The sequence below is a fragment of the Haladaptatus sp. W1 genome (genome assembly GCF_001723155.1).
In the GTDB taxonomy this organism is placed as follows: Archaea; Halobacteriota; Halobacteria; order Halobacteriales; family Haladaptataceae; genus Haladaptatus; species Haladaptatus paucihalophilus.
On the sequence record NZ_MEIH01000384.1, the window covers coordinates 1 to 23,318 of the forward strand.

Consider the following 23,318-nt stretch of genomic DNA (forward strand, 5'->3'; position numbering starts at 1 on the left):
AACTCACGGCCGAACTGGCCTCGACCGCTACCTCCTTGGGAGCGTAACTGAGCGAGTAGTTCGGTTGGCCGACGTCCCCGTTCTTACAGTGCCGATGGTGAGCGATTAGCCACGACTACAGAGTGTGACTTGGCTCTAGAGTCCCCCGGTGTACAACTCGGGTACCGCGTCACGATTCACATGGACATCAAACGGCTGCAGCGCTTTCCGTCTCGTCAATGTACAGAAACGTGTCGTATCGCCGGGGAAACCGTGTGTACGTAGGTGCCCGAGTCCCGCTCTGGATGGGAGACCATACCGATAGCACGGTATCCACGCGGAGTGGCGAGCGCCGTCGTTGAGTCAAGGTCATCCATCAGTAGGGGCCAGTCTTGGTTGCCTGCGCGATGAAATAGTGTTCGTAGCTTCCGAATTGGGTCGGCGGGACATGAGGTATTTCCATCGGGGTGTCCCATGTGAGTGCAATCGTGATCTCGTGTGTCGTCGGGTCGTACTTCGTGACCCCTGCCTGTCGTTGGGCCCGGTGTGAAATCTCCCAGTCGATCGTTTCGACCGGTAAGTCAGGAAAATGCTCGGTGACGACGTCGGTCGCGTGCTGTCGTGCTCGGTCGAGGAGGGCCGTCGGTGTCTCGGGGGTATCGTCGATCGTAGCGTTCGAGCTTTCGGTGAGCGTTCGCTGGTCAGTGATATCCGAGAACGTCAATATTAGATGGAGGAAAAGATCGATATAATAGGTAGCTTTGATTTGGGTCAGTTCTCAGCCATATTAGCTCCGAATTCAAACGAACCGGCGTTGTTCGTCCCACCGATTATCCATGAGAACTCACCCGAGTTGGAAACAGTCCCGGAGAGAAAGTTCCCATCTTCACGATTGGGTGGCGCAGGGTGAAACACCGTTCTACCAGCATCGTTGACAGGCTCTCGACCATCGACTGTAAACTGGACGGCGTACCACACGGGTTCTGTGAAGACGCTCTTATACGTGTGGCGTTCACCCGGTTTGACGACCGTCGATGCAGTAAGTGTTCGCTGGGAGGGTGGGACGATTACATCTCCGCTCGGTTCAGGTTTTTCGCCTGATTTTCGAGCGATTTCTGCCCCAACGTCGGTAACACGGATGGTGATCGAGTGGGGGAGATCGTCCTCATTTTCGAAGCGAAGACTTCCTGCCGGTGGCCGTTTGGACTGAACGAACGAACAGCCAGCGAGACCATTGAGAGCGAGCAAACCGAACGACATGAGAACAGTACGTCGATCCGGTGCGGACATACGGTGTCCCTTCGTCCGGCGACACATAAATTAGTAGACTTCTCTTTTGGTGTCACCTGATTGTAATACCTTCCGTCTGAGGTAGATTTCAATCGTGTTGGTGCGTCAAAACACGGAAGGAAGAAGAAGCTAGTTCGGCAGTTCTTCGCGACCCGCACGAACGCACGGCCAGCACGGGAAGCCGTTGAGACCCTCACAATCGCAATCGTCTGGTTCGGCATCGTCGTCGTCCTCCGACGGGAAGGCGTCGAGCGTCCCATTCATCGCGCTTTCGACAGCGGCCATGTGTTTGCAGTAGGCGTTCCGGTGAACGTGGTGCGGACACGTGCAAGCCATCAGTTCGTTGGTCACGTCGTCGATGGAGACTATGTTTGGTGCATCGTTTCGTACCTGTGGCGTCTACTACAGCAGTCTTATTACGTTTGATTACATACTGTTACGTATGCCCGTCGACTTCGAGAGCTACCACCCAACAGAGCTACCGAATGAAAACACGAACGGACGGTATATCCTCGAGTTTCTTGCCGACGATCCAGAGTTGGGATACCGTGCTGGTGAATTGGCTGAGGAACTCGATATCCCCCGTGGGAGTGTTGGAACCACACTGAGTCGACTCGAGACGCGGGGACTCGTCCGGCACAAGGGTGAGTACTGGGCAATCAACCCTGAAGCGTACGATGCCCATACGGCGAGTCTCATCGGATTAGAAACCGTCGCGATGCAGTTCGAGGGCGACTATTACGACGAGAACCCGGACTGGGACGATGATCTTCCGGATCTTGACGAGCAGGAGCAAGAGAGCTCTTCGACGGAGGAGGAGTAATGTATGACCGTGGTGCCGTGGTCATCGCTTCTGATCCGTTTGGAAATACACCTCGACGACCATATTTGATTATTAGCGGGCAGGACCATCCGTTTGCCGGGCAACAGTACATCGCGCTTGGAATTACGACGAAGGAGTATCCCGAAGGGCTCTCACTAGCGAACGAATTCGAGGCGGGCACATTGAATCGAGAGTCGTTTGTCTCTCCGTGGGCTGTCGTTTCGCTCATGGACATTGATATTGACCGTGCAGTTGCTTGACTGGCCGAGGAGTTTGTGGACACTGCGGTCGAAACGATGACACAGTACGTCTTCGAGTAATATTCACGGCCCTTTGTTGAGTGTCACTCGTTGTCAGAATGAGCATCGTTTGTTAGTATGGGCAACTAACGAAAGTGCACTCTTAATCCGAAGCAAAAGCGATGGAAGTAGCTCACGCGGAAAGCAGTAATCCGTGAAAATCTTCCTCGTATCTACTCCTTATCGCGAGAACTACTTAAACGAGAATCAGTCAGTGACTATCGCCCTCTTCGACGCGAATTGCACCGCCGTACTCACTACAGCTGTACTGCTCCGGGTTTCGGACGGTCTTCGAGCGTCGATATCGGGCAATCCGTCCGCCGCAGTCCTCGCACACAAGCCACCACTTTGGTGTAGTAAAGCGTTCGCAGTGTTGCGAAGTATCGAGGGCGTCCGTCCAGCGGGCGAACGTTGTGCCGTGATCCGCGTCGCCGAACTCGTGATACTGCCAGGCGTGAATGAGTTCGTGCCGGACGGTCGCACTGAATTGCTCCCATCCGTGTTGTTCGTAAGCCTTCCAGGTCAGTGCAATGGTAATCGCCTCTGTTGTCGGCTCGTATTTCGTGACGCCCGCCTGTCGTTGCGCTCGATGTGAGACTTCCCAGTTGATCGCTTCGACCGGCAGGGCAGGGAAGTACTCGGCGGCGTCGGCTGCGTGCTGTTGTGCTTGGTCGAGGAGGGCTGTCGGTGTCTCCGGTGTATCGTCGGTCGCAGCGTTCGCGCTTTCGGTGAGCGGTCGCTGGTCGGTGATATCCGAGACCGGCACTTGGCGTGCCATGGATAAAATAGACTGAAGCGGTAGTTCGTTCGGCAGTTCCTTCCGTCCCGTTCGCATGCACGGCCAACATGGGAAGCCATTCAGGCCGTCACCATCTCATTCTATAGACGGGTAGTCACTCCTAGCCACCTCGTCTTTTTCGCACGATAGAGTCGATCTGAACGCATATTGGTGACATAGCATCTCTGAATGCCGAATATAGCCGGTATTCTGTTTATACAGCTCACTACAAACTATGCTTCCATATCCACCATGAGTGATGATACATCGTTGGACAACGAGAATCGAGAGCTGGGGACCACTGACACCGATTCTACCGAGTTTGATCCCAGTACCGATAGCGCCAGCGAGGAGCTCATCAAGGCTGTCGCAACACTCAACAACACGGATCCTGTCGAGCTACCACTTCTCGCTGATTTTATTGATCCAGAAGCACTTGATGCACTATTTAGGCCACGAGAAGACGGCACACCGCGTGGAACCGACGGTCAGGTGGAATTCACCTACAACGCGTATCACGTCACGGTCGACAGCCGAGGAACGATCTATCTCTCTCCGCACAAATCAGCAGGAAACAACTGAATTCAGCGGTATAAGTGGTGCGTAGAAGGATGGAGACATCCCTTGTCGGTTGTTATCTCTCTAAACGTCAGAGTAATAATAGTTGGGAAATTCTGTTAGCGGTTATCGACGGATCATAAAAAGAGAATAGAGTTAGTTCGGCAGTTCTTTCCATCCCGTTCGCACGCACGGCCAACACGGGAAGCCACCGAGACTGTCGCAGTCACAGTCCTCTGGTTTGGTCTCGTTGTCGTCCTCCGATGGAAATGCGTCGAGCGTCCCGTCGTCGGTTGCGTTCTCGACGGCAGCCATGTGTTTGCAGTAGGCATTGCGGTGGACGTGATGCGGGCAGGTGCAGGCCATTAGCTTGCCGGTCTTACTACAGCCTGTCACGGGCCAGACGACTTATTGATGTTGAGCTATAGTGTTGGAATAATATGACTAGCAATATGCGTCGAAATAGGACGGCTATTTTGTCCGATCCCCACTATCAGGAGATACTGGCTGTGCTTGAAGATGCCACAGGGCCGCTCCACGTAACCGAGCTGGCCGAACAGCTAGTCAAACGAGATGAGACGATGATCAGCGCTGACGAGTACGACCGTCAGCTCAAACAGGAACAGCTCTCGTTGCATCATAACTCTCTCCCAAGACTCGCAGAATACGGGGTAATTGACTACGATCCAGAGGAGAACGTCGTTTTGTCTCGTCCCGATGTAGGAACTGAGATCGACTGGCTCGACGAGGATGTTTTTGACCAGTTGCTGGCGAAGTTTCCAACCGATTCCCAATCTACCGAGAACTCGGTCGGGGTTCTCGAAGGCCATCAGGCAGCGATCGAGTACGGCAAACAACTTGCTGATGAGGCGGAGGAGGAACTGTTCTGCATGTACGTCAGCGCTGATTTGCTCGAAGAGGAGTGTCTTAGCCACGCGGAAGACGCTATCAACCGAGGTGTAGAGCTGTATCTTGGATCACAGAATCCCGAGGTCTGCGATCTCTGTCGCAAACGTCTGCCCGAAGTCACGCTTTGGGAACCCCAGCGTGCATGGTTGAAAGCGCCATCGGGGTACCCGAGGGTCGGTCGCCTGATTCTCGTTGATCGTCGAAAGGTCATGCTCGCCATTCTGGATGAACCGAACTCCGATGGCAGTTACCCAGAGGAGAGAGCAATGGTTGGAGACGGCGAAGACAACCCGCTGGTTGTCCTCGTTCGAGATTTACTTGGACCACGACTCGACCACCTCGACTACCAGAGTGCCGATTTCCAAAGTGAGATCCATTCGTAACAATGACACACGATTCATCAAATGATAATGAAACTGACACCCAAACCACCGAGATCACCTATGAAATCGGGGAGGGAGAATCACCGAGCGAAGCAGTTGTTCGGGCAACTGCCGACCTGACGAACACGCCGGTAATTGACCTCGATCCACTCTACTTTGTGATGGATCCTGTTCACCTTGACGGCCTGTTCGGTGAATCGAGGAGACGACCCGGCCACAAGGAGCATTCGGTGACGTTCAGCTTTAACGGGTGCCACATTTCCATTACTAGAGATACTGTGGTCGTTCGAAGACAAGAGTAGATTACTGGGTGAATTGCTCCCAGCTGTGCGTGTTCGTAATCCTGTCCGTACCGGGACCGTCCTTTGTCACCCCTGCTTGCCGTCACGGTGCGACACGTCCCACGGAATCGCGTTGACCGACCGGGATGGGAAGTATTCGGCCGCGACGTCCGCCGCATGCTGTTGGGAACGGTCAAGCAGGTCGCGCTCAGTCATCGGTGTGTCGTTGCGTTCGGTCGAACCAACCGCGCTTTCTGTGAGCGTTCGCTGGGCACCATCGGACAGCGTTGTTTGGCGTGACATAAATGAAAAAGAGAGACAGGGTTAGCAGCAGTCAGTGAGAGCGCCCTTCCGAGTGGCTTCCGCACCACAATCCTCACACGTCCAGTAGTTGTGATCGACGTTGCCGTACTTGTCGTAGCCAGTGTGCGGACCACTGATACGGTTGTCGTCCTCCGAGGGGAACACATCGAGCGTCCCGTCGTCGGTTACGTTTTCGACGGCGGCCATGTGTTTGCAGACGGCGTTGCGATGGACGTGGTGTGGACACGTGCAGGCCATCAGGTCGTCGGTCACGTCGTCGATGGAGACTGTGTACTGGTGGTCTGCGGGGTCCTCGTGGCTCTCGTTGGTGACGTCGACCATTCCGGGGGCATCGACGTCGAAGGAGAACTGTTCGGCCTGTGCGCGTTCTGCAAACCGATTCTGTAAGGAGAAGTTATTCCTTAGTCGTCGAACTCGGTGGCAGTTATCGTCTCGAGGAATTCGACACTGACATACCGATATTCAACGTCGTTTGTAAACCCATGGCTGGGAAGCAGTGATTCTGCCGCCCGTCCTGCTGGCTTGTCTGTGGTGAAGAGGACAACGGAGTCTGCTTGACGAGTGTCGAAGAGCTGGGCTGCGAGGCCGATAAGTGCAGTATCTGTCTTTTCGATTGTATCCTCAGGTCGGTCCGTGTCGTTCGCGATAAATCGTCGAGCTGCATCCATCACTCGCGAAACTCGTGGATTGGTATGATCGAGTTCATCGGCAATTCGGATCCATCCTTCGTCAACTCCCTCTTGCCAACGACTGTTGCTCGATGGATATGCTTCATCGTCAGGATCACCACCGAGTTCCTCATACACGCGACGAGGGGCGAGCAGCGAGACACCAGCTTGTCGGACAGCGCGGCGAAGGCGTTGGTACTTTTGGTTGTCTGGGCCACCACACCGGACGAAGACACCCGTGTCTGCGATGTACGTCGTCATTCGTCGTCGGAGTGGGCACGGATGACCGGCTCAAGGGCCTGCAAAATTATCTCGGCTTCGAGTGGCGAGAGGTCCAGTTCCCGAGCCATGATTCGGTGATTGACGGTGCCATCCACGAACTCACGAGCGTACTCTAGGGCAGTTGCGAGGCCATCGATGCCATGTCGGTCGATGTAGACGTCGATGTCCCCGTTTTCTGTGCGTCGTGCTGCGGCATCCACGAGTTCGTCCGTGATGGTTCGCGTCTCGCCGTCTGTCGTCAGTGTGAGCGAGAGCGGTTCGGCTTCGAATTCGTAAGGGCGGTTGTCTTCTTGTTTCGTCAGTAGTCCCGAAGCCTCGAGTGTTCGCACGTAGTCGTAGGCGGTCCCCTGTGGAACGTCAAGTTCAGTGACGAAGTCCGCGACAGTAGCGCCGTCAGAACGGAGTGCGTAGGTGTAGATTCGCGCTAGTGTTGGGTTCTCCAGTAGTTCGACGACTGTCTGGAGTTGCGCAATTGGTATCGAATCGGTGGAGGCAGCAGACTGTGCCATCGTAGTTATGAGTTATGCATAATTCGTAATAGCTCTTCTGCTTGGGGTGCGTTACAGTGAGAAATTGGGCTACCGAGAATTAGTATACAATACTAACGAGTACAGGCTCTTCTGTGAACTAGGAGCGATAGCAAGAACTCAGGCAGAAAGCAGTAGTCCGTGAGAATCTTCCTCGTATCTACTGCTTATCGCGAGAACTACTTAAACGAGAATTTGTTAGTGGCTGTTGGCCTCTTCAACGCGAATTGCACCGCCGCACTGACTACAACTGTACTGTTCAGGGTTGCGCACTGTTTTCGAGCGTCGATATCGGGCAATCTGACCGCCACAGTCCTCGCACACAAGCCACCACTTGGGCGTAGTGAAGCGTTCGTAGTGCTTTGTGGTATCGAGATCTTCCGTCCAGCGGGTGAATGTTGCGCCGTGGTCCGCCTCGCCGAATTCATGGTACTGCCAGGCGTGAATGAGTTCGTGCCGGACGGTTTCGCTGAATTGCTCCCACCCATGTTGTTTGTAGGCCGTCCAGGTCAGCACAATCGTGATTGCCTCTGTTGTCGGGTCGTATTTTGTGACGCCCGCCTGTCGTTGGGCTCGGTGTGAGACCTCCCAGTCGATTGCTTCGGCCGATAGATCCGGGAAGTGTTCGGTGGCAACGTCGGCCGCGTGCTGTCGTGCTCGGTCGAGTAGGGCTGTCGACGTCTTGGGGGTATCGTCAGTCACAGCGTTCGCGCTTTCGGTGAGCGTTCGCTGGGCGGTGATCTCCAAGACCGTCACTTGGCGTGCCATGGTGAAAAAGAGCTGAAGCGGTGGTCAACTACCCACTTATCGCATATCCAGATTTTAGTGCCCAGGGCGAAATGCGATCAGTGTGGGATTTCATCTCAATCAGGAGTATATATAGGTCACTTAGCAATGAATATCCTCTATCAGTCCGTTAGACAGTTTGAGTTTGGTGAGGATACTGTCATGGTACAAAAACATACCTTCGAATCTCAGCAATCGGAAAATAGGGTTGAGATACAGACCGAGTGTCCGTACCGTCCCCATCGATCTGACGAACATGGGTTCGTTTTACGCGATAAACGAAAAATTGATAATTTCACTTCAGCTTTGGATGAGTTTTACCGGTAGATCATGCCGTTCTTGATAAATATACTATATCAACACGGAGTAACCATCTCCAGTATGCAGCGATCCCTCCCCTTTTCTGACTTGTCCTGGTCATCATCCTCACAGGCTGTCTCGGTGGGCTTGGATTCGGTGGTAGTAGTGACGCCACAACAACGACGAGAATAGAAACACCGACGACCTCGGTCGCTAGCACGACCACAGCGACACCAGAACCAACCACAGAGTCCACAGCCGCCACGGACACTCAGACCCAGACAACGTATCTACGACAGCCAACGACGGCGAACATTGATACTCCAGAGAATAGCGAGTGCTTCCAAGCACGCGTAACCAAAGTCGTCGATCCAACAACACTCCAGATCAAATACGATGGGAAGAACCGCACTGTTGATTTGATCGGTGTGAGCGTCCCTGAGAGCAGTCCCATCCACACGAAAGCAGTTCGCTATACGAAGTCCCAAATGGATCACCAAGTCGTGACAGTCGTCTCTGACCCACAGGTGGATGCAACAGATGACGGTCACATGCAAGCGTACGTCTACATCGGCAATTTCATGTTCAACACTGATTTAGTTCGTATCGGCTACGCTCGCGTGCCAGACGGTCAGTTCAGCAAACGCCAGGAGTTCATTCGCAAACAGCAGCAGGCCAAACAACGCGGCTATGGCCGCTGGAACACGACCACGACAGCAGCTTGATCACTCTCAGTTGACGAACGTTCTGTATTGGACATTTACTGCTCCATGGTGCACTAGGCAGACGTGGGTACATCTGCTACCGACAGAAGAACAGCACCGCTAGTCTTTACTAGGTGACTCCAAATGGTCGCGTTTGGAACATACCAGTACCCATAGATAGTACGATACAGCGATGAAGTGCGTATCTGTCCAATATGGTCGGAAAAACAGTGTCTACCGGTATTTTTTTTTTGTTTGACGCCTCAGCATCGACTATGGCGGGGAACGAGCCACCTCCCGACGAGTGGGAGAACGATTCCAGTCAGTCCACCGGGGAGAGTGCTGCCGAGCGTGATCTCGACATCGATGTCTCGGAAGTTGTCCTCGAATTACAACCCGTATTCGAGGCGATTTCCCATCCACGACGACGCTACCTCGTCTATACCCTCGCCGAAGCAACCGAATGGTCACTCGATGACCTTGCGACTAAGCTCGCTGCCTGGGAGACCGACACCGTAGAGGCGAACATCGCGACGCTCACGCGCCAGGAGATGTATACATCGCTCTATCACTCCCACGTGCCGAAACTCGTCGACTTGGACGTGATAGAGTTTGATGACGAGACTGAGATGATCACTCCTGGTCCGCATGCCGTACAGGTGTTGGCGGCGTTGGAGGGTGCCGGCGGCAGTCTCGACAATCGGCAAGAAACACACGCTCGCAGCGAGTCCGACCGGGAGGACACTCGGTAACCCATGGCTGCCCAAAGAGGTATTACTGCCTCGGGCTCGACAGTACGATAGGATACTTTCACACGGAGGACGACAGATGACCTCAAGTAATGACCACACCGAGGATGGTACCAAACTTGCACCGGATGGAAACGATGATCCCGACATGACGTTTTTGGTACAGGCGCATTTTGAACGCGAGAGCCATCGCGATCTCACCACCGAAATCATCTTCGCAATCGCAGATGCCGCAGACGTAGTGCCGACAGAGATCAAAGATCCCCCGTTATACGAGTGTGTGGATATTGCCGCGATTGAAGACGGCTTCTTCGGGCCGAAGGTCGCCGGGCAGACCCGTGATAGTGAGGGGAGTGTTTCCTTCCGATATAACCAGTATCACGTCGAGGTTGCGAGTAATGGGTGGATTACGGTGTCTGAGCCGACTGCGTACGGCGGCTGACTCCCTTCTGCTGTATCGTTTGTGTTCGTGAGGGACGGATGTACGAGTGGCACGGAGTATCCTTCACTTCAATTGTGTTCGATTCCCAGCCAGAGCTTTATGTGACTGGTGTGCATAGGTTTCTCTGACGAAGAAGCAAGGACATACTGTGTATCTGTTTTCAGGCGGGGAAACAAACCTTTCAGAAACAGTCTGGCTGTTTCACATGCCATGTGTGGGTGCATTCTATAGTTATCACTTCTCGCACCCACACCATGACCGAACATCCCCATTCCAACGACGAGCACAAGCAAACAGACGATGAGGCCTACCAGACTGAGTTTGATCCGATAACAGACAACGTCAGTGAAGAACTCATCAAGGCAGTTGCGACACTGAACGACGCTGACCCAACTGAACTCGCACTGCTCTCGGAGTTTGTCGACCCCGAGGCTCTTGATACGCTCTTCGGACCAAAAGCTGGTGAAACGCCGCGTGACACGAATGGACGGGTGCTGTTCACCTACGATGCATACCGCGTCAGAATCGATAGCAGTGGACAGATTACGTTCCACCAGACCGAATCAGAACCAGAGTCAGACGGTGAACGTTCACTGACTGAAACAGACGAGCTGACTGAAACAGACGAGTAGTGCGAAAAGGGCATTCCTCGGAGTAGACACACTGCTACCGAACATAGGGTCAGAGATCGTCGCCAGTCGAAGAGAAGTGGAAACACGAAGGTTAGTATGATCTACTAACTCACTACTGGCTTAAAATCTGAAGCAAGAAGGATAGAATTGACTCACGCAGAAATCAGCAGCTTGCGAAAATCTTCCTCGTATCTACTGCTTGTCGCGAGAACTACTTGAATGAGAATTGGTCGGTGGTCGTCGCCCTCTTCGACAAGGAGTGAACCACTGCACTTGCTACACCTGTACTGCTCCGGGTTACGAACGGTCTTCGAGCGTCGGTAGCGCGGAATCCGACCGCCGCAGTCCTCGCAGATGTGCCACCACTTCGGCGATGTGAACCGCTCGCAGTGCTGGGTTGTGTCGAGAGCATCGGTCCACCGGTCAAACGTTCGCCCGTGATCCGCGTCGCCGAACTCGTGATACTGCCAGGAGTGGATGAGTTCGTGCCGGACGGTCGCACTCAATTGCTTCCGTTTGAGTCGCTCGCATTACCACAGATTTATCGGAGAAATCGGTCACAAGCGGTATCGTTATCGATGGAAACTGCTGTCTCCATTTGTACTATGCCCGACGTGGTTCCGGAGAATTAAACTGACTTGCCGATTCAATATTCTGGCCCGTCATCAGACGATGTATCTTCATATTCTTCGACTAATTCGAGGAAGGGCTGTATCTCCTCGAAACGCGGGCCACGCATGACAGTGTTTTCCTCTTGATCCCACTCAATGAATCCGGCATCGGCCAGTTTTGGGAGATGGACGTGGTAATTACGGGAACGCGATCGGTTCAGAGCCTCATTCTCGCTGTTGAATTCGTCTTCGTGGCGTGGATTGTCCGTAGCGAGCGCTATCAGTATTCGGCGTCGACGCTGCTGGGCTAGCGCGTCGAGTATCTGATCAAGCATCACGTCTTGCTGGGAATTCCGGCTGGAGAATCGCTTCATGGTTTTTTGTTGTAGTGTACATATCTACAGGGACACGTTCCACGCACCAACCCACACGTGACTTCACCGAGGACACCGTTGCAGGACTGGTTACTTAGTTCAAACAACCCTTCATCAGTGGGGCGCGAACGGATGAAGACATGCGTAAATCTGTATGTGATAAACTGGGTGAACGACAGTAGTCTATTCGCCTGCAAATGCAAGCATCGAACCAACTACCGCAATGGCTGTCGTACGCGCTTCGAAATCTCCCAACTAAAGCCATCGCTAGTTGGGCCAGGAAGTGCTCGATGACGATATCCGGTACACCCGGTTGAACAGAACGGCTATTATCACTGGGATATCGGTGCTTACTGCAGTGGACTTCCCAGTGAGCGTTCGCTGGTCGGTAATGCCCGAGAACGTCACCTACCGTACCATGGATAAAAAGAGCTGAAGCGGTGGTTAGTTCGGCAGTTCTTTTCGTCCCGTTCGCACGCACGGCCAACACGGGAAGCCATTCAGGCCGTCACAGTCGCAGTCTTCGGGGTTGGTATCGTCTTCGTCCTCCGACGGGAAGGCGTTGAGCGTCCCGTCGTCGGTTGCGTTTTCGACGGCGGCCATGTGTTTACAGAATGCGTTGCGGTGGATGTGGTGCGGGCACGTACAGGCCATCAGTTCTTCAGTCACATCGTCGATGGAGACCACGTATTGGTGCTCTGCCGGGTTCTCGTGACTCTCATTGGTGACTTCGATGAGTCCGGGAGTGTGTGTGTGTGTGTGGAGGAGCTTCCCGGAGAGTTTGATCCAAGCCAGCGACCATGGATCGACGTCGACAATGCTGACGCTGACGAGGTGGCGCTGGTGATCGAACGGTGTCCAACGGGAGCACTCCATTATGAGCAAACAAAGATGGCATTTCTGAACGCATTCTTTCCCGAAATATAGTCGTTGCCAACGCTAACTGACCGCTTTATCTCCACGGTGACATCGTGATTCGATCACTCGATGATGTCCACATCGTGAGGCGGAGTAATTCGAATCTCACCGTCCCAGCTAACTGAGAGTTTGCACGAGGCAAACTTGAACGAGACATACACACCCTCATGTTCGGGTGAGTTGTGTCTAGGATTGTCAAACAACTTTTCGAGAGCATCTGGGTCAATCACCTCATACAATGGGTCAAGCTCCTGAGATGGTTTCCCAGTAACGGCTGCAACTGATTGAATGATTGTCGGTATTAAAGTCGCCGTATCGAATTGGGCATAGTAAGTTTTCGTCTCTGGGTCGTATCCAACCCGATCTTCTGGGAGTGTCATTTCTAGATTAGTAAGCCACTTCTCACCGGACGTATTCTTGGTCAATAATTCTGTTAAGAGGTGGAGTTACAAGCGACTTCTACCATGATACTGAGATCCAAGTCAATCGAGCACCTAAACAATGAGTTCGAGAGACTGTGTCACTCTTCGTCAAAGGCAAGCGCGAAGACTTTTCGCTCAGCTGCCCGGAGGTGTTGAGTGAATGTTGGTGCGGAAACATCCAGCAAGTCAGCAATCTCTTGGCCTGTACTCTCCCGTGGTGATTCGAAAAATCCGCTCAGATACGCAAGTTTGAGCACGTCTGCTTGACGCTCGGTAAGTGGCTCTCTGATCGCCATCTGGACATCTTGCACAGATTCTGGTAAACGGTCCCGCGAGCGATGAGACATAATCTTCACCGAGGAATAGGTGCGCTGGAGCTCATCAACAAACGGCCGAACATCAGCGGTAGATGGGAGATCAACGATCGCGATTGCAGCGTTTCTATCGAATGTGAGTGTGCGCATTGCGCCTTTCTGCGTGGCAAGCTGTGATGCCAGCGTTGAGCCTGACACAGTCGCTCTGAACATACACGTCTCATCATTCTCGGCGACACGAGTTATCCTAGTAATGGCGGCTAAATTCCTTCCTGCAGCATGAATCTCATCGGCCGACGTCCGACTCCCGGTGAAAAACACGTGCGAAGAATCGTTCCCATCGGGCACAATTCCCTTGAATTGGAACTTCACATCAGCATTCCGAGCGAGCCGTGCGAGCACCGTTCCTGGTTCCTGAAACTGGATTGTGAGTTCGACAACATTGTCCGTTCGGACTGTCTCTTCTTTCTGAGCAGCATTGATTGCGTGCGCGATCGTTCGCCCAAGTTCATCTAGTACACGTTGATTGCGTTCATGGGGCTGCAGCTGCGCGGCAAAGACGGTTAGAACGCCATACAGTGTGTCCTCAAAAATCAGTGGAACACTGATGCAGGAACGGGCACCACGGGCGAGAATGGTTTCCCGAAAGGCAGCAAGTCGTTTATCGGTGGCAACATCGGCGACGATCTGTGAGTCTTGAGTGCTCACTGCGTCAGCCACAGGATCTTGGTTGGTCGCGTTCGCGTCGATGGTAATCGTGCGGTCATCCAGATAGCTACTATCGATACCAGCCCACTGGCGGGGAGTAATTGTATTCCTGATTGCATCAAATTCGCCGATCCACGCAAACTCGAAGAGGTCAGAATCGGCCAGTTGCTCACAGACAGCTCGGTCGATCGATTCGACCGTACCGGCCTGCACCAGTTTCTGGTCAATCTTCCACATGAGGGAGTATAACTGGTCGAGGTATGCCAAGTCCCTGTTTTGCTGTGCTAACTGCTGTTCTCCTTCAGCGCGCTCTAATGCTGTTTCGAGAGTCGCTGCAAGCGTCCTTGCGAGATCAACTGTCGTTTCGTCGAACGTTTCTGGGTCCATCGATCCTGCATAGATAACGCCCTTTCTGCTGAGCGGAATGAGAACGTTACTTCGCACTGGTGACTCCGACATCAAATTCTCGGGAATGGGTGAGAGGTCGGTGCAGATCTCGACATCATCGCTGATGAACGTCTGCCAGACCTGTTCGGAAAAACCATCAGGATACCGAATGGTCTCGTCGTCTATTTTTCGGCTGGTGACGGTAGTAGCCAGTTGGAGTTCACCGGTCCTCTCGTTATACTCCCACAGTGCGGTGTAGTCAAGCCCGAGCACGCGCTGTGTGATGGCGGCAGCCCGTTCGGTAATTTCCTGTGTATCGGCAGTCATCAATTCACGGCTCGCGTCATTCAGCCGTTCGAGAGACCTCTGTGTGTGTTTGCGATCGCTGATATCGTTGAATAGAATAGCGACCTTCCGTTTCTCAGGTTCACCGATGCGGAACGCATAGACATCATACCATCGTTCGTCCAGATATTTTGCTTCGTTCGTGAATCGCTCTGGCTCACCCGTTAGCGCGATTCGACCATACGTTTCGAACCAATGTTCCTCATGATGCGGTTCCAATTCCCGCATCAATTTGCCTTTCGCATCGACAAGCCCCGTTTGTTCTTCGAACACGGGGTTCGTTTCCAAAAAGCGGTAGTCCACCGGGTCCTCGTCCTCATCGAAGAGCACTTCGATTATACAATAACCCTCGTCAATTGATTCGAACAGCGTGCGATAGCGTTCCTCGCTCTCACGGAGGGCTTGTTCGGCGTTGGCGCGTTCGACGGCCGCCCACGTGCGTTCGGCTGTTTCTTCGACCATCGCGATTTCAGTGTCTGTCCACTCGCGAGGCGTAGATTGACCGACAGAGAACACGGCTACCAGTTGACCGTCCTTGACGAGTGGTACAAAGACGCTCGAGCGAAAGTCAAGCGCATCGAAGTTGTCGCGATCTGTAGCTGTGAGACGAGTATCTGTTAGCATGTCCGTGATGACGAGAGGATCACCATCGGACACTAATTTATGCACCTTCGGGAACTCCTCGAGCGTATACCGGCCAGTGATGCTGGCTCCCCCGTCTCGCCTGGAGACGGTCGGCGAGTGGTTGGTCGAACACTGCCCGACGGAGCACGAACACGCGCTGGTTCACGGCGATTACAAACTCGACAACGTGATGTACGGGCCGGAGACGCCGCCCGAAATCGTCGGCGTCTTCGACTGGGAGATGGCGACGCTCGGCGACCCGCTGGCCGACCTCGGGTGGATGCTGTCCTACTGGCGCGACGCCGGGGACCCCGACCCGGCGACCCCGGAACTGACGGCCACGTTCATGGAGGCGGCGGCGTATCCGACTCGCCGGGAACTCGTCGAGCGGTACGAGCGCGAGACGGGCATCGAGTACGACCACGACCGGTTCTACCGGGCGCTCGCGGTGTACAAACTCGCGGCGCTCGGCGAGATGTTCTACCGGCGCTACCTCGAAGGCAACAGCGACGACCCGATGTACCCGAAGATGGAGGAGCGCGTTCCGGACCTTGCCCGACGCGCGAAGGGGATATTGGACGGCGAGGAACCGCTGTGAGGACCCCGCGGCGGGGTGAACGAGATGAGTGAAATTTAACAAACTGCTTTTGAAAAGGCCTCTATAGCACCGATACTTGTGAAATGTACACTTTTCGCTTACAGAAATAACAGCCCCGCGGTGGAGTTAAGATACCGCGGGCCGAAACGGTCGGTCGCATGACGGACACGGACATTGCGCGAGTGACGGTTCTCGGGGCCGGAAACATGGGGCACGGAATCACGGAAGTCGCCGCCATCGCCGGATACGACGTGACCATGCGCGACGTGAAAGAGGAGTTCGTCGCGGACGGATACGGGAACATCGAGTGGAGTCTGGAGAAGTTTGCCGAGAAAGGACGCCTCGACGAACCGGCCGAGGACGTGCTCGACCGCATCGACACGGGGGTCGAGTTGGAATCGGCGGTCGCGGACGCGGACCTCGTTATCGAGGCGGTGCCCGAGCGGATGGACCTCAAGAAGGACGTTTTCGCCGACCTCGACGAGTTCGCGCCGGAGGGCGCGATTCTGGCGTCGAACACGTCCAGTCTGAGCGTCACCGAGATGGCGGGAGCGACCTCGCGGCCGGAGGACGTGGTTGGAATGCACTTTTTCAACCCGCCAGTGAAGATGGATTTGGTCGAGGTCATCTACGGCGACCGGACGAGCGACGACACGGCCGAAGCGGCCTACGAGTTCGCACAGTCGCTCGGCAAGACGCCGATTTACGTGCGCAAGGACGTCCGCGGCTTCGTCGTCAACACGGTGCTCGGGCCGTTCGGCGACGAACCGGCGTGGATGGTGTCGAACGACGAGGCCACGGTACGCGAGGTGGACGCCGCGATGGTCCACCAGCGGGGCTACCCGATGGGGCCGTTCGAACTCATGGACCTCACGGGCATCGACGTGGGCTACCACGTCCGCAACGAATCGGGGCGGGAGATTCCGCCCATCATGGCCGAAAAGGTCGAGAACGACGAACTCGGTCGAAAGACGGGACGGGGGTACTACGAGTACGAGGACGGCGAAGGGGTCAACTACGAACTCGGTGACGGCGAGGGGTTCGAGACCCTCCGAATCGAAGCGCGGATGGTCAACGAGGCGGCGCGACTGGTCGGCGACGGCGTGGCGCGACCCGACGAAATCGACACCGGCGTCCGCCTCGGCCTCGGCTTCCCGGAGGGCATCTGCCGACGCGGGGACAAACTCGGCCTCGACGTCGTCCTCGACAAACTCGAAACCCTGCACGAGGAGACGGGCGAGGACCGATTCGACCCCGACGACTACCTCGTCGAACTGGTCGAGGCGGGGAAGACCGGCGAGGACGCGGGAGAAGGCTTCCACGAGTACGGCACGAGCGGCGACGGGCCCGGCGACTACCGATTTTTGAACTACGACCTCACAGGGGACGGACTGCTCGCCGTGGAACTCGACCGGCCGGAGCGAATGAACGCCCTCTCTGCGGACCTGTTGGGCGAAATCGACGACCTGCTCACGTCGGTCGACGTGAACGAGGTTCGGTGCGTCACGTTCGAAGGCGCTGGCGACCGGGCGTTCAGCGCCGGGGCCGACATCGGCGGGTTCGCCGACGCCACCCCGACGGACTTCATGGACGTGACGCCGACGTTCGAGACGGTCAACGACTTCGAGCGCCCGACCGTCGCCAAGGTGGACGGCTACTGTTTGGGCGCGGGACTGGAGTTGGCGCTGGCCTGTGACCTCAGAATCGCCACGGAGGAATCCGAGTTCGGGTCGCCCGAGATTCGCCTCGGCCTGATTCCCGGCGGCGGCGGCACCCAGCGCCTCCTTCGACTGCTCGGCGAGACGCGCGCCAAGGAACTCGTGTTCCGAGGCAACCGCATCGACGCCGACCGCGCCGAGGAGTGGGGTCTCATCAACCGCGCCGTCCCCGCCGACGAGTTCGAGGACGTCGTTGCGGAGTTCGTGGACGACCTGCTCGAAGGGCCGCCGCTCGGCCTGAAGGTGGCGAAGAAAGTGATGAACGAAGGCGGGGACGCCAGCCTCGACGCCGCGCTCGCCATGGAGAGCCAGGGCTTCGGCCTGCTCATGGGCACCGACGACGTGCGCGAGGGGACCGCCGCGTTCCGCGAGGACCGCGACCCCGAATTCACGGGTGAGTGACGTGGCGCTCTCGTTCGAGGAACTGGACGTCGGCCGCCGGATGACGACCCCTTCACGGACCATCACCGAGGCGGACGTGGTGAACTTCGCGGGCGTGAGCGGCGACTTCAACACGCTCCACACCAGCGAGACCGAGATGGAAAATTCGGAGTTCGGGGAGCGAATCGCCCACGGCGCGCTCGTGTTCTCGGCGATGACCGGACTCACGCGGCGCATCGCCGACGACCGTGCGGAAGTAGTCGCGTTCTACGGTGTGGACCGACTGCGCTTCACCGCCCCGGTGTTCTTCGGCGACACGATTCACGTCGAGTTGGAACTGCTCGAAAAGGAGCGGAAAGACCACCCGACCGCGACCGGCGTCGTTCGATACGAAGCCGAAGTCCTGAACCAGCGCGAGGAAGTCGTGCTGTCGTGCGAACTCCTCTCGCTCGTGCGGTAACGGAGTCTGTTCATCTCGTGCGGTACCGACGCCCGTTCGTCCGGTAGCGAAGCGGGGACCGGCGCGGGCGACGCGACCTACTCCATGTGCTCGTCGTTCAGCCCCTCGAATATCTCGGGGTCGGTGCGGAACTTGAGCACGTTGTGCACCACCGAGTTGCGGATGTTGTCGATGACGTCCCCGTGTTCCTTGTAGAACTCGTGAATCCAGCGGGATTCCGCCTGCCGGTTGGGGAACATCATCACCGTCTTCCACTGGTACTCGCCGTCCGAGAGGAAGTAAAACAGCGTGTTGGGGTCGTCGCGGATGTACTCCATCGCGGCGCGCCAACTGTCCGCGAAGTGTTCCGGGTTGAACTTGAACTCGAACAGGCCGAAGATGTAGTACTCCTCGTTGGGGATGATGGCCTCCCGGAACACGCCCTCGTTTCGCATCTCCCGAATCGACTCGCTCACGGTGACGTGCGACACCTCGATGTCGTACTCCTCCGCGAGAATGGTCGTGAGTTCGCGCGAGGACAGTTGCGGGTCCCGCGTCAACTCCCGCAGAATCGCTATGTCCCGCTCCTTGAACTTCCACTCCGGTGAATCCGTCTCGTCGGTCATAGTACTCCTTCCGGAGAGCGGGTTATCATAGTTCTCCTTCGACGGGCAAAACGAGGCGATGACAGACGAGAGAATCGTTCGCCTCGAACACCCACCGTCAGTCCTCGACTATCCACAATCAGCATCGGTCGGCGCGCGGAAGCGAGTGCAACGAGCGGCGCGCGAGGGACGAGCGAAGCCTCGCTGAGCGAGGAGGCTGGGGAGGGCCGAGGGCGGAGGTGGTGCGGTTGCGGTTTCATTGACGTCTGTTACTGCTCGCGTCAGAGACACAACTACTGTGATGAAGTCCTCGAAAGCCCCCGGACGTTCGCGGTCGCTGTGTGGGATATTTTGACCTCCCCGCGCCGGAAGAGCTCCGCTCTTCCCAGCCGCCCCTCGCTTCGCTCGCGGCGACAACGCCCGGTCAAAATAGTGGCCCACACAGGCGACTAAACTTTGCGCGAACGCCCGGCCCCTTTCAGTCCCAACCCCGCACTCGCACCGCGCCACAATGGATAGGTGAGTTGGCGTTTGTGACAGTTGGTCGGTCGAGCGACGCCCCGTCCTGTGAAATTCCCTCTCGAAGTCCTAGAACAGGTCGTCGGAGATGATGTTCTTCTGGATTTCGCTGGTTCCCTCGTAGATTTTGGTGATGCGGGCGTCGCGGTAGTAGCGTTCGACGGGGTGGTCGGTGACGTAGCCCGCGCCGCCGTGGACCTGAATCGCCTCGTCCGCGACGTCCACGGCGTGCTCGCTGGCGAAGAGTTTCGCCATGCTGGCGAATCGAGTCGCCAGTTGGTCGTCGCCCGAATCGACGTGGGAGGCGGCGCGGTAAGTCAGAGAGCGGGCGGCCTCCACGTCCGTCGCCATGTCCGCGACCTTGTGCCCGATGGCTTGGTACTCCTTGATCCGTTGGCCGCCCTGCTCGCGCTCGTTAGCGTAGTCGATGGACTCGTCCACGGCGGCCTGCGCGACGCCGACGGCCTGCGACGCGACGCTGACGCGACCCGAGGCGAAGAAATCCATCAGCTGATAGAACCCCTTGTTCTCCTCGCCGATGACGTTCTCGGTGGGGACGCGCACGTCGTCGAGGACGATTTCCGCGAGGTCAGAGGCGCGAATGCCGAGTTTGTTGTCGATTTTCGTCGGCTCGAAGCCGTCCGTGTCGGTGGGGACGAGGATGGCGCTGATGCCGCGGTGGGGCGGTTCCGCCTCGGGGTCCGTCTTCGCCATGACGACGGCGACGTCCGCGACGGTGCCGTTGGTAATCCACATCTTGTTGCCGTCGATGACGTACTCGTCGCCATCGCGCCGGGCGACCGTCTCGATACCCGCGACGTTCGACCCGTGGCCCGGCTCCGAGATACAGCTACAGCAGACGGACTCGCCGTCGGCGATTCGCGGGAGCCACTCCTCTTTCATCCACTCGTCGCCGTACTTCTGAATCATGTTCGAGCCGAATCCGCGGCTGCCGATTGCGCTCCCGATGCCCGCGTCGGCCCGCCAGAGTTCCTCGGTGACGATGACCGACGAGAGGGTGTCCATCCCGGCACCGCCGTACTCGACCGGAATACCCGGTGCCACGAGGTCCAGTTCCGCCGCCTTCCGAACGAGGTCGTCGGGGTACTTCTTCTCCTCGTCGTGTTCGCGGGCGACCGGCGTTATCTCCGCCTCGCCGAACTCCCGCACCGCCTCGCGTATCGCACGCTGTTCGTCTGACAGTCGAAATGCCATACCCCGTCTTCGGATTCCAATGAAAAGAATCTTCGGCATTTCAGTAATCTATGTTAACAGAATTCGCCACATATCCGTACACACCGGCGTAGATTTATACAGAATCAAGGAGAATACCTGACCCTAAAGGGTCAGGATGAATCCGACAACACCGACACACTCCACAGTCGATAGCAAGTCTGGATATTCCACGCCAACCGACACTATTAAGAAAACGGCGTTCATAACCAGTTATGAAGCCAGAAAATGAGTCGAACCATTCGAACTTTCGAGGCTACAATCACGAACCAGCAACAGGTTCGTGACGACCTCGACCAACTCGGATGGGCCGCCTCAAAACTCTGGAACGTCGGTCGCTACTACGCACAAGAACAGTGGGATGAAACGGGCGAGATTCCCGATGACGGGGAACTCAAAGCCGAACTCAAAAGCCACGAACGCTACACGGACTTGCATTCTCAATCCAGTCAGCGCGTTCTCGAAGAACTCGCTGAAGCGTTCAACGGCTGGTTCGGCAAGCGTCGGAACGGCGACGACCGTGCCCGACCGCCCGGCTACCGGAAACATGGAGAATCCCACCCTCGTTCAACCGTGTCGTTCAAAGCGGCTGGCTTCAAGCACGACGCACAGTTCAACCGCGTTCGCCTCTCAAAAGGCCGCAACCTCAAAGAACACCGCTCGGACTTCATCCTGTGCAAGTACCAAACTCGCCCGGATGTTGACCTGACCGAGTGGGACATTCAACAGGTTCGCGCCGTCTACAAGCGTGACAAGTGGCGGCTTCAATTCGTCTGCCGCACCACTATCGACCCGGAACCGCCGGGAGACAAGGTGGCCGGTGTTGACCTCGGGATTTGCAACTTCGCCGCCGTCTCGTTCGGCAGAGAATCCGTGTTGTATCCGGGTGGCGCACTCAAAGAGGACGAATACTACTTCACGAAGAAGAAAGCCAAGTGTAACGATTCCTCGTCCCGTGAGGCGACTCGTCTTGACCGCAAGCGAACGGGTCGTCGGACACACTTCTTGCACGCCCTCTCGAAAGCAATTGTTGAGGAGTGTGTTGAACGGGGTATTGGTACGGTTGTCGTTGGCGACCTCGGTGGTATCCGAGAAGACGACGAGACGGGCGACTCTCGGAATTGGGGCGACCACGGCAACTTGGACTTGCACGGGTGGGCGTTCGACCGATTCACGACGCTTCTCGACTACAAGGCCGAAGCCGGAGGAATCAACGTGGAGTTAGTGTCCGAACGCGATACGTCGAAGTCGTGTTCGGTGTGCGGCCACACGGACGACAATCAGCGCGTTGAACGCGGACTGTACGTGTGTGAGAGATGCGATACGGTTGCGAACGCGGACGTGAACGGTGCGGAGAATATTCGGCAAAAGGTACTCCCGAGTCTCGCCACGGATGGCGGTGATAGGGATAACGGCTGGTTGGCACAGCCAGCGGTTCACCTGTTCGACCGTAGTGAGGGCCGTTTCGCCCCACAAGAACAGGCCGTGAACCGCGAACCGTAATATCCCAACTCAGCGGTGCGGTGCCGTGGGATTCCCGCGTCTTCAGACGCGGGAGGATGTCAAGTGCGAGAGAAACGTGGATACAGACATGCGCGCTGCAGTGTTACGCGAGTACGGCGAACCCCTTCGAATCGAGGACGTGGAACGTCCGGAACCCGACCCGGACGGCATCGTGATAGAGACGGACGCCTGCGGCATCTGCCGAAGCGACTGGCACGCGTGGCAGGGGGATTGGGACTGGATCGGCGCGAAACCGCCGAAAGGGCAGATTCTGGGCCACGAACCCGCCGGAACGGTCATCGAGGTAGGCGAGGACGTGACGCGCCTCAGCGAGGGTGATAGCGTCGCCGTCCCGTTCACCCTGAGCGACGGCACCTGTCCCGAATGTCGAAACGGCCACTCGAACGTCTGTGAAAACCTCCTCCCGCTCGCGAAACCGTGAACGCCGCCAAGACGGACAACGTGCCGAAGGCCATCATGGGCATCACGGACGGCGGCGCGTCGGTGTCCGTGGACGCGCTCGGCATCGCCGAAACCTGCCAGAACTCCGTCTCCAGCCTCCGTCGCCGCGGCCAACACGTCCAAATCGGCCTCACGACGAAGGAGGAACGGGGGAGCGTGGAACTGCCGACGGACGCGATGGTGATGAAAGAAATCGAGTTCGTCGGGTCGTTCGGAATGCAACCGCCTCGCTACGACGAAATCCTCCGAATGGTCGAGTCGGGGACCCTCGACCCGAGCGCCGTCGTCTCCGAAACCGTCACGCTGGACGACGTTCCGGAGCGGCTGGCCGCGATGAGCGATTACGAGACGATGGGGATTCCCGTCGTGGACACGTTCTGAGGCCGCTGGCGAGAGACTCGTCCGACGTGTCGTTCGGAAAACGAGACCGTACGGGTGTCTCG

At 56.5% G+C, this 23,318-nt stretch carries 31 protein-coding genes and 3 pseudogenes; 18 read left to right on the plus strand and 16 right to left on the minus strand.

All coding sequences use genetic code 11. The features are described 5' to 3' along the window. The coding region (locus BG842_RS28345; RefSeq protein ID WP_175424269.1) for a universal stress protein at nucleotides 1–109 on the plus strand (109 nt) is incomplete at its 5' end. A gap of 246 nt (nucleotides 110–355) precedes the next feature. Here the strand turns inward: BG842_RS28345 and BG842_RS23505 are convergent. Further along, on the minus strand, nucleotides 356–703 hold the full coding sequence (locus BG842_RS23505) for a hypothetical protein (protein ID WP_254663428.1): 348 nt from the start codon (nucleotides 701–703) through the stop codon (nucleotides 356–358). Nucleotides 704–709: 6 nt separating this feature from the next. Between BG842_RS23505 and BG842_RS29340 the strand changes: the two genes are divergently transcribed. Continuing rightward, nucleotides 710–889 carry a hypothetical protein gene (locus BG842_RS29340; RefSeq protein WP_139136248.1) on the plus strand — a complete coding sequence of 60 codons (180 nt, stop codon included), beginning with the start codon at nucleotides 710–712 and terminating at the stop codon, nucleotides 887–889. Nucleotides 890–1,398: 509 nt separating this feature from the next. Here the strand turns inward: BG842_RS29340 and BG842_RS23510 are convergent. Then, the gene (locus tag BG842_RS23510) at nucleotides 1,399–1,620 is read right to left on the minus strand and encodes an SWIM zinc finger family protein (protein ID WP_069452696.1); all 222 of its coding nucleotides are present in this window, start codon (nucleotides 1,618–1,620) and stop codon (nucleotides 1,399–1,401) included. 91 nt (nucleotides 1,621–1,711) lie between these two features. Between BG842_RS23510 and BG842_RS23515 the strand changes: the two genes are divergently transcribed. Continuing rightward, nucleotides 1,712–2,092, plus strand: a complete 381-nt coding sequence (locus BG842_RS23515) for a helix-turn-helix domain-containing protein (RefSeq protein WP_069452735.1) — start codon at nucleotides 1,712–1,714, stop codon at nucleotides 2,090–2,092. Continuing rightward, complete coding sequence (locus BG842_RS23520) at nucleotides 2,092–2,352, plus strand: hypothetical protein (protein ID WP_069452697.1); 261 nt, start codon at nucleotides 2,092–2,094, stop codon at nucleotides 2,350–2,352. Before BG842_RS23515 ends, BG842_RS23520 begins: the two co-directional genes overlap by 1 nt. Before the next feature lie 250 nt (nucleotides 2,353–2,602). Here BG842_RS23520 and BG842_RS23525 read toward each other — a convergent pair whose 3' ends face one another. Further along, nucleotides 2,603–3,169, minus strand: a complete 567-nt coding sequence (locus BG842_RS23525) for a SprT-like domain-containing protein (protein ID WP_069452698.1) — start codon at nucleotides 3,167–3,169, stop codon at nucleotides 2,603–2,605. Between the two features lie 252 nt (nucleotides 3,170–3,421). Between BG842_RS23525 and BG842_RS23530 the strand changes: the two genes are divergently transcribed. Then, nucleotides 3,422–3,751, plus strand: coding sequence for a HalOD1 output domain-containing protein (locus BG842_RS23530; protein ID WP_175424270.1), 330 nt, complete (start codon nucleotides 3,422–3,424; stop codon nucleotides 3,749–3,751). A 132-nt stretch (nucleotides 3,752–3,883) separates the two neighbouring features. Here the strand turns inward: BG842_RS23530 and BG842_RS29345 are convergent, their stop codons facing one another. Then, nucleotides 3,884–4,123 carry an SWIM zinc finger family protein gene (locus BG842_RS29345; protein ID WP_139136249.1) on the minus strand — a complete coding sequence of 80 codons (240 nt, stop codon included), beginning with the start codon at nucleotides 4,121–4,123 and terminating at the stop codon, nucleotides 3,884–3,886. 80 nt (nucleotides 4,124–4,203) lie between these two features. On the opposite strand from BG842_RS29345, the gene BG842_RS23535 reads away from it, so the two are divergent. Continuing rightward, nucleotides 4,204–5,019, plus strand: coding sequence for a hypothetical protein (locus BG842_RS23535; RefSeq protein ID WP_217493368.1), 816 nt, complete (start codon nucleotides 4,204–4,206; stop codon nucleotides 5,017–5,019). 2 nt (nucleotides 5,020–5,021) lie between these two features. Next, on the plus strand, nucleotides 5,022–5,321 hold the full coding sequence (locus BG842_RS23540) for a HalOD1 output domain-containing protein (RefSeq protein WP_069452699.1): 300 nt from the start codon (nucleotides 5,022–5,024) through the stop codon (nucleotides 5,319–5,321). 66 nt (nucleotides 5,322–5,387) lie between these two features. Here the strand turns inward: BG842_RS23540 and BG842_RS29350 are convergent, their stop codons facing one another. The 5 genes from BG842_RS29350 to BG842_RS23560 form a co-directional block, all read right to left on the minus strand. Next, nucleotides 5,388–5,603, minus strand: a complete 216-nt coding sequence (locus BG842_RS29350; RefSeq protein ID WP_139136250.1) for a hypothetical protein — start codon at nucleotides 5,601–5,603, stop codon at nucleotides 5,388–5,390. Between the two features lie 21 nt (nucleotides 5,604–5,624). Beyond that, nucleotides 5,625–5,945, minus strand: a complete 321-nt coding sequence (locus tag BG842_RS32215; protein WP_254663429.1) for an SWIM zinc finger family protein — start codon at nucleotides 5,943–5,945, stop codon at nucleotides 5,625–5,627. A gap of 80 nt (nucleotides 5,946–6,025) precedes the next feature. Then, nucleotides 6,026–6,553, minus strand: a complete 528-nt coding sequence (locus BG842_RS23550; RefSeq protein WP_069452700.1) for a hypothetical protein — start codon at nucleotides 6,551–6,553, stop codon at nucleotides 6,026–6,028. Continuing rightward, complete coding sequence (locus tag BG842_RS23555) at nucleotides 6,550–7,083, minus strand: helix-turn-helix domain-containing protein (RefSeq protein WP_069452701.1); 534 nt, start codon at nucleotides 7,081–7,083, stop codon at nucleotides 6,550–6,552. The genes BG842_RS23550 and BG842_RS23555 overlap by 4 nt, the downstream gene beginning before the upstream one ends. A gap of 216 nt (nucleotides 7,084–7,299) precedes the next feature. After that, on the minus strand, nucleotides 7,300–7,869 hold the full coding sequence (locus BG842_RS23560) for a SprT-like domain-containing protein (RefSeq protein ID WP_069452702.1): 570 nt from the start codon (nucleotides 7,867–7,869) through the stop codon (nucleotides 7,300–7,302). A gap of 737 nt (nucleotides 7,870–8,606) precedes the next feature. On the opposite strand from BG842_RS23560, the gene BG842_RS23565 reads away from it, so the two are divergent. The 4 genes from BG842_RS23565 to BG842_RS23580 all read left to right on the plus strand — a co-directional run bounded on the left by BG842_RS23565 (nucleotide 8,607) and on the right by BG842_RS23580 (nucleotide 10,714). After that, entirely contained in the window at nucleotides 8,607–8,912 is a 306-nt protein-coding gene (locus tag BG842_RS23565) for a thermonuclease family protein (protein ID WP_256388568.1), read from the plus strand. A 254-nt stretch (nucleotides 8,913–9,166) separates the two neighbouring features. Then, nucleotides 9,167–9,643, plus strand: a complete 477-nt coding sequence (locus BG842_RS23570) for a hypothetical protein (protein ID WP_069452704.1) — start codon at nucleotides 9,167–9,169, stop codon at nucleotides 9,641–9,643. A 76-nt stretch (nucleotides 9,644–9,719) separates the two neighbouring features. Then, nucleotides 9,720–10,082 carry a HalOD1 output domain-containing protein gene (locus tag BG842_RS23575; protein ID WP_069452705.1) on the plus strand — a complete coding sequence of 121 codons (363 nt, stop codon included), beginning with the start codon at nucleotides 9,720–9,722 and terminating at the stop codon, nucleotides 10,080–10,082. A gap of 254 nt (nucleotides 10,083–10,336) precedes the next feature. Then, nucleotides 10,337–10,714, plus strand: a complete 378-nt coding sequence (locus BG842_RS23580) for a HalOD1 output domain-containing protein (RefSeq protein WP_069452706.1) — start codon at nucleotides 10,337–10,339, stop codon at nucleotides 10,712–10,714. Nucleotides 10,715–10,866: 152 nt separating this feature from the next. On the opposite strand, the pseudogene BG842_RS23585 reads toward BG842_RS23580, so the two are convergent. The 3 genes and pseudogenes from BG842_RS23585 to BG842_RS29355 all read right to left on the minus strand — a co-directional run. After that, nucleotides 10,867–11,226, minus strand: a pseudogene (locus BG842_RS23585) (SprT-like domain-containing protein); the annotation flags it as partial. Nucleotides 11,227–11,360: 134 nt separating this feature from the next. Further along, on the minus strand, nucleotides 11,361–11,660 hold the full coding sequence (locus BG842_RS23590) for a helix-turn-helix transcriptional regulator (RefSeq protein WP_069452738.1): 300 nt from the start codon (nucleotides 11,658–11,660) through the stop codon (nucleotides 11,361–11,363). Nucleotides 11,661–12,143: 483 nt separating this feature from the next. Continuing rightward, nucleotides 12,144–12,518, minus strand: coding sequence for an SWIM zinc finger family protein (locus BG842_RS29355; RefSeq protein ID WP_175424273.1), 375 nt, complete (start codon nucleotides 12,516–12,518; stop codon nucleotides 12,144–12,146). On the opposite strand from BG842_RS29355, the gene BG842_RS33325 reads away from it, so the two are divergent. Then, nucleotides 12,459–12,626, plus strand: a complete 168-nt coding sequence (locus BG842_RS33325) for a (4Fe-4S)-binding protein (RefSeq protein WP_175424271.1) — start codon at nucleotides 12,459–12,461, stop codon at nucleotides 12,624–12,626. The two genes, BG842_RS29355 and BG842_RS33325, sit on opposite strands and share 60 nt — an antisense overlap. 53 nt (nucleotides 12,627–12,679) lie before the next feature. Here the strand turns inward: BG842_RS33325 and BG842_RS23600 are convergent, their stop codons facing one another. Next, on the minus strand, nucleotides 12,680–12,997 hold the full coding sequence (locus BG842_RS23600) for a HalOD1 output domain-containing protein (RefSeq protein WP_069452708.1): 318 nt from the start codon (nucleotides 12,995–12,997) through the stop codon (nucleotides 12,680–12,682). A gap of 140 nt (nucleotides 12,998–13,137) precedes the next feature. Beyond that, nucleotides 13,138–15,462, minus strand: a complete 2,325-nt coding sequence (locus tag BG842_RS23605) for a GAF domain-containing protein (RefSeq protein ID WP_342764830.1) — start codon at nucleotides 15,460–15,462, stop codon at nucleotides 13,138–13,140. A 55-nt stretch (nucleotides 15,463–15,517) separates the two neighbouring features. On the opposite strand from BG842_RS23605, the pseudogene BG842_RS23610 reads away from it, so the two are divergent. From BG842_RS23610 to BG842_RS23620, 3 genes and pseudogenes are all read left to right on the plus strand, one after another. After that, nucleotides 15,518–16,015 (plus strand): annotated as a pseudogene (locus BG842_RS23610) (phosphotransferase family protein); the annotation flags it as partial. A gap of 158 nt (nucleotides 16,016–16,173) precedes the next feature. Further along, complete coding sequence (locus BG842_RS23615) at nucleotides 16,174–18,135, plus strand: 3-hydroxyacyl-CoA dehydrogenase/enoyl-CoA hydratase family protein (RefSeq protein ID WP_069452709.1); 1,962 nt, start codon at nucleotides 16,174–16,176, stop codon at nucleotides 18,133–18,135. A gap of 1 nt (nucleotide 18,136) precedes the next feature. After that, nucleotides 18,137–18,574: a MaoC/PaaZ C-terminal domain-containing protein gene (locus BG842_RS23620; protein WP_217493370.1), complete on the plus strand. Its 438-nt coding sequence runs from the start codon at nucleotides 18,137–18,139 to the stop codon at nucleotides 18,572–18,574. Nucleotides 18,575–18,651: 77 nt separating this feature from the next. On the opposite strand, the gene BG842_RS23625 is transcribed toward BG842_RS23620, so the two are convergent. Next, nucleotides 18,652–19,179 (minus strand): Lrp/AsnC family transcriptional regulator, encoded by a 528-nt coding sequence (locus tag BG842_RS23625; protein WP_069452710.1) that lies wholly within the window; start codon nucleotides 19,177–19,179, stop codon nucleotides 18,652–18,654. 58 nt (nucleotides 19,180–19,237) lie between these two features. Between BG842_RS23625 and BG842_RS32630 the strand changes: the two genes are divergently transcribed. Continuing rightward, nucleotides 19,238–19,366: a hypothetical protein gene (locus BG842_RS32630; RefSeq protein WP_256388570.1), complete on the plus strand. Its 129-nt coding sequence runs from the start codon at nucleotides 19,238–19,240 to the stop codon at nucleotides 19,364–19,366. A gap of 380 nt (nucleotides 19,367–19,746) precedes the next feature. On the opposite strand, the gene BG842_RS23630 is transcribed toward BG842_RS32630, so the two are convergent. Beyond that, nucleotides 19,747–20,892 (minus strand): acyl-CoA dehydrogenase family protein, encoded by a 1,146-nt coding sequence (locus BG842_RS23630; protein ID WP_069452711.1) that lies wholly within the window; start codon nucleotides 20,890–20,892, stop codon nucleotides 19,747–19,749. Nucleotides 20,893–21,138: 246 nt separating this feature from the next. Here BG842_RS23630 and BG842_RS23635 point away from each other — a divergent pair, with 246 nt between their 5' ends. Together BG842_RS23635 and BG842_RS23640 are read left to right on the plus strand one after the other, a co-directional pair. Further along, entirely contained in the window at nucleotides 21,139–22,413 is a 1,275-nt protein-coding gene (locus tag BG842_RS23635; RefSeq protein ID WP_069452712.1) for an RNA-guided endonuclease TnpB family protein, read from the plus strand. An 88-nt stretch (nucleotides 22,414–22,501) separates the two neighbouring features. Further along, nucleotides 22,502–23,256 (plus strand): annotated as a pseudogene (locus tag BG842_RS23640) (alcohol dehydrogenase catalytic domain-containing protein). Nucleotides 23,257–23,318: the final 62 nt, after the last annotated feature.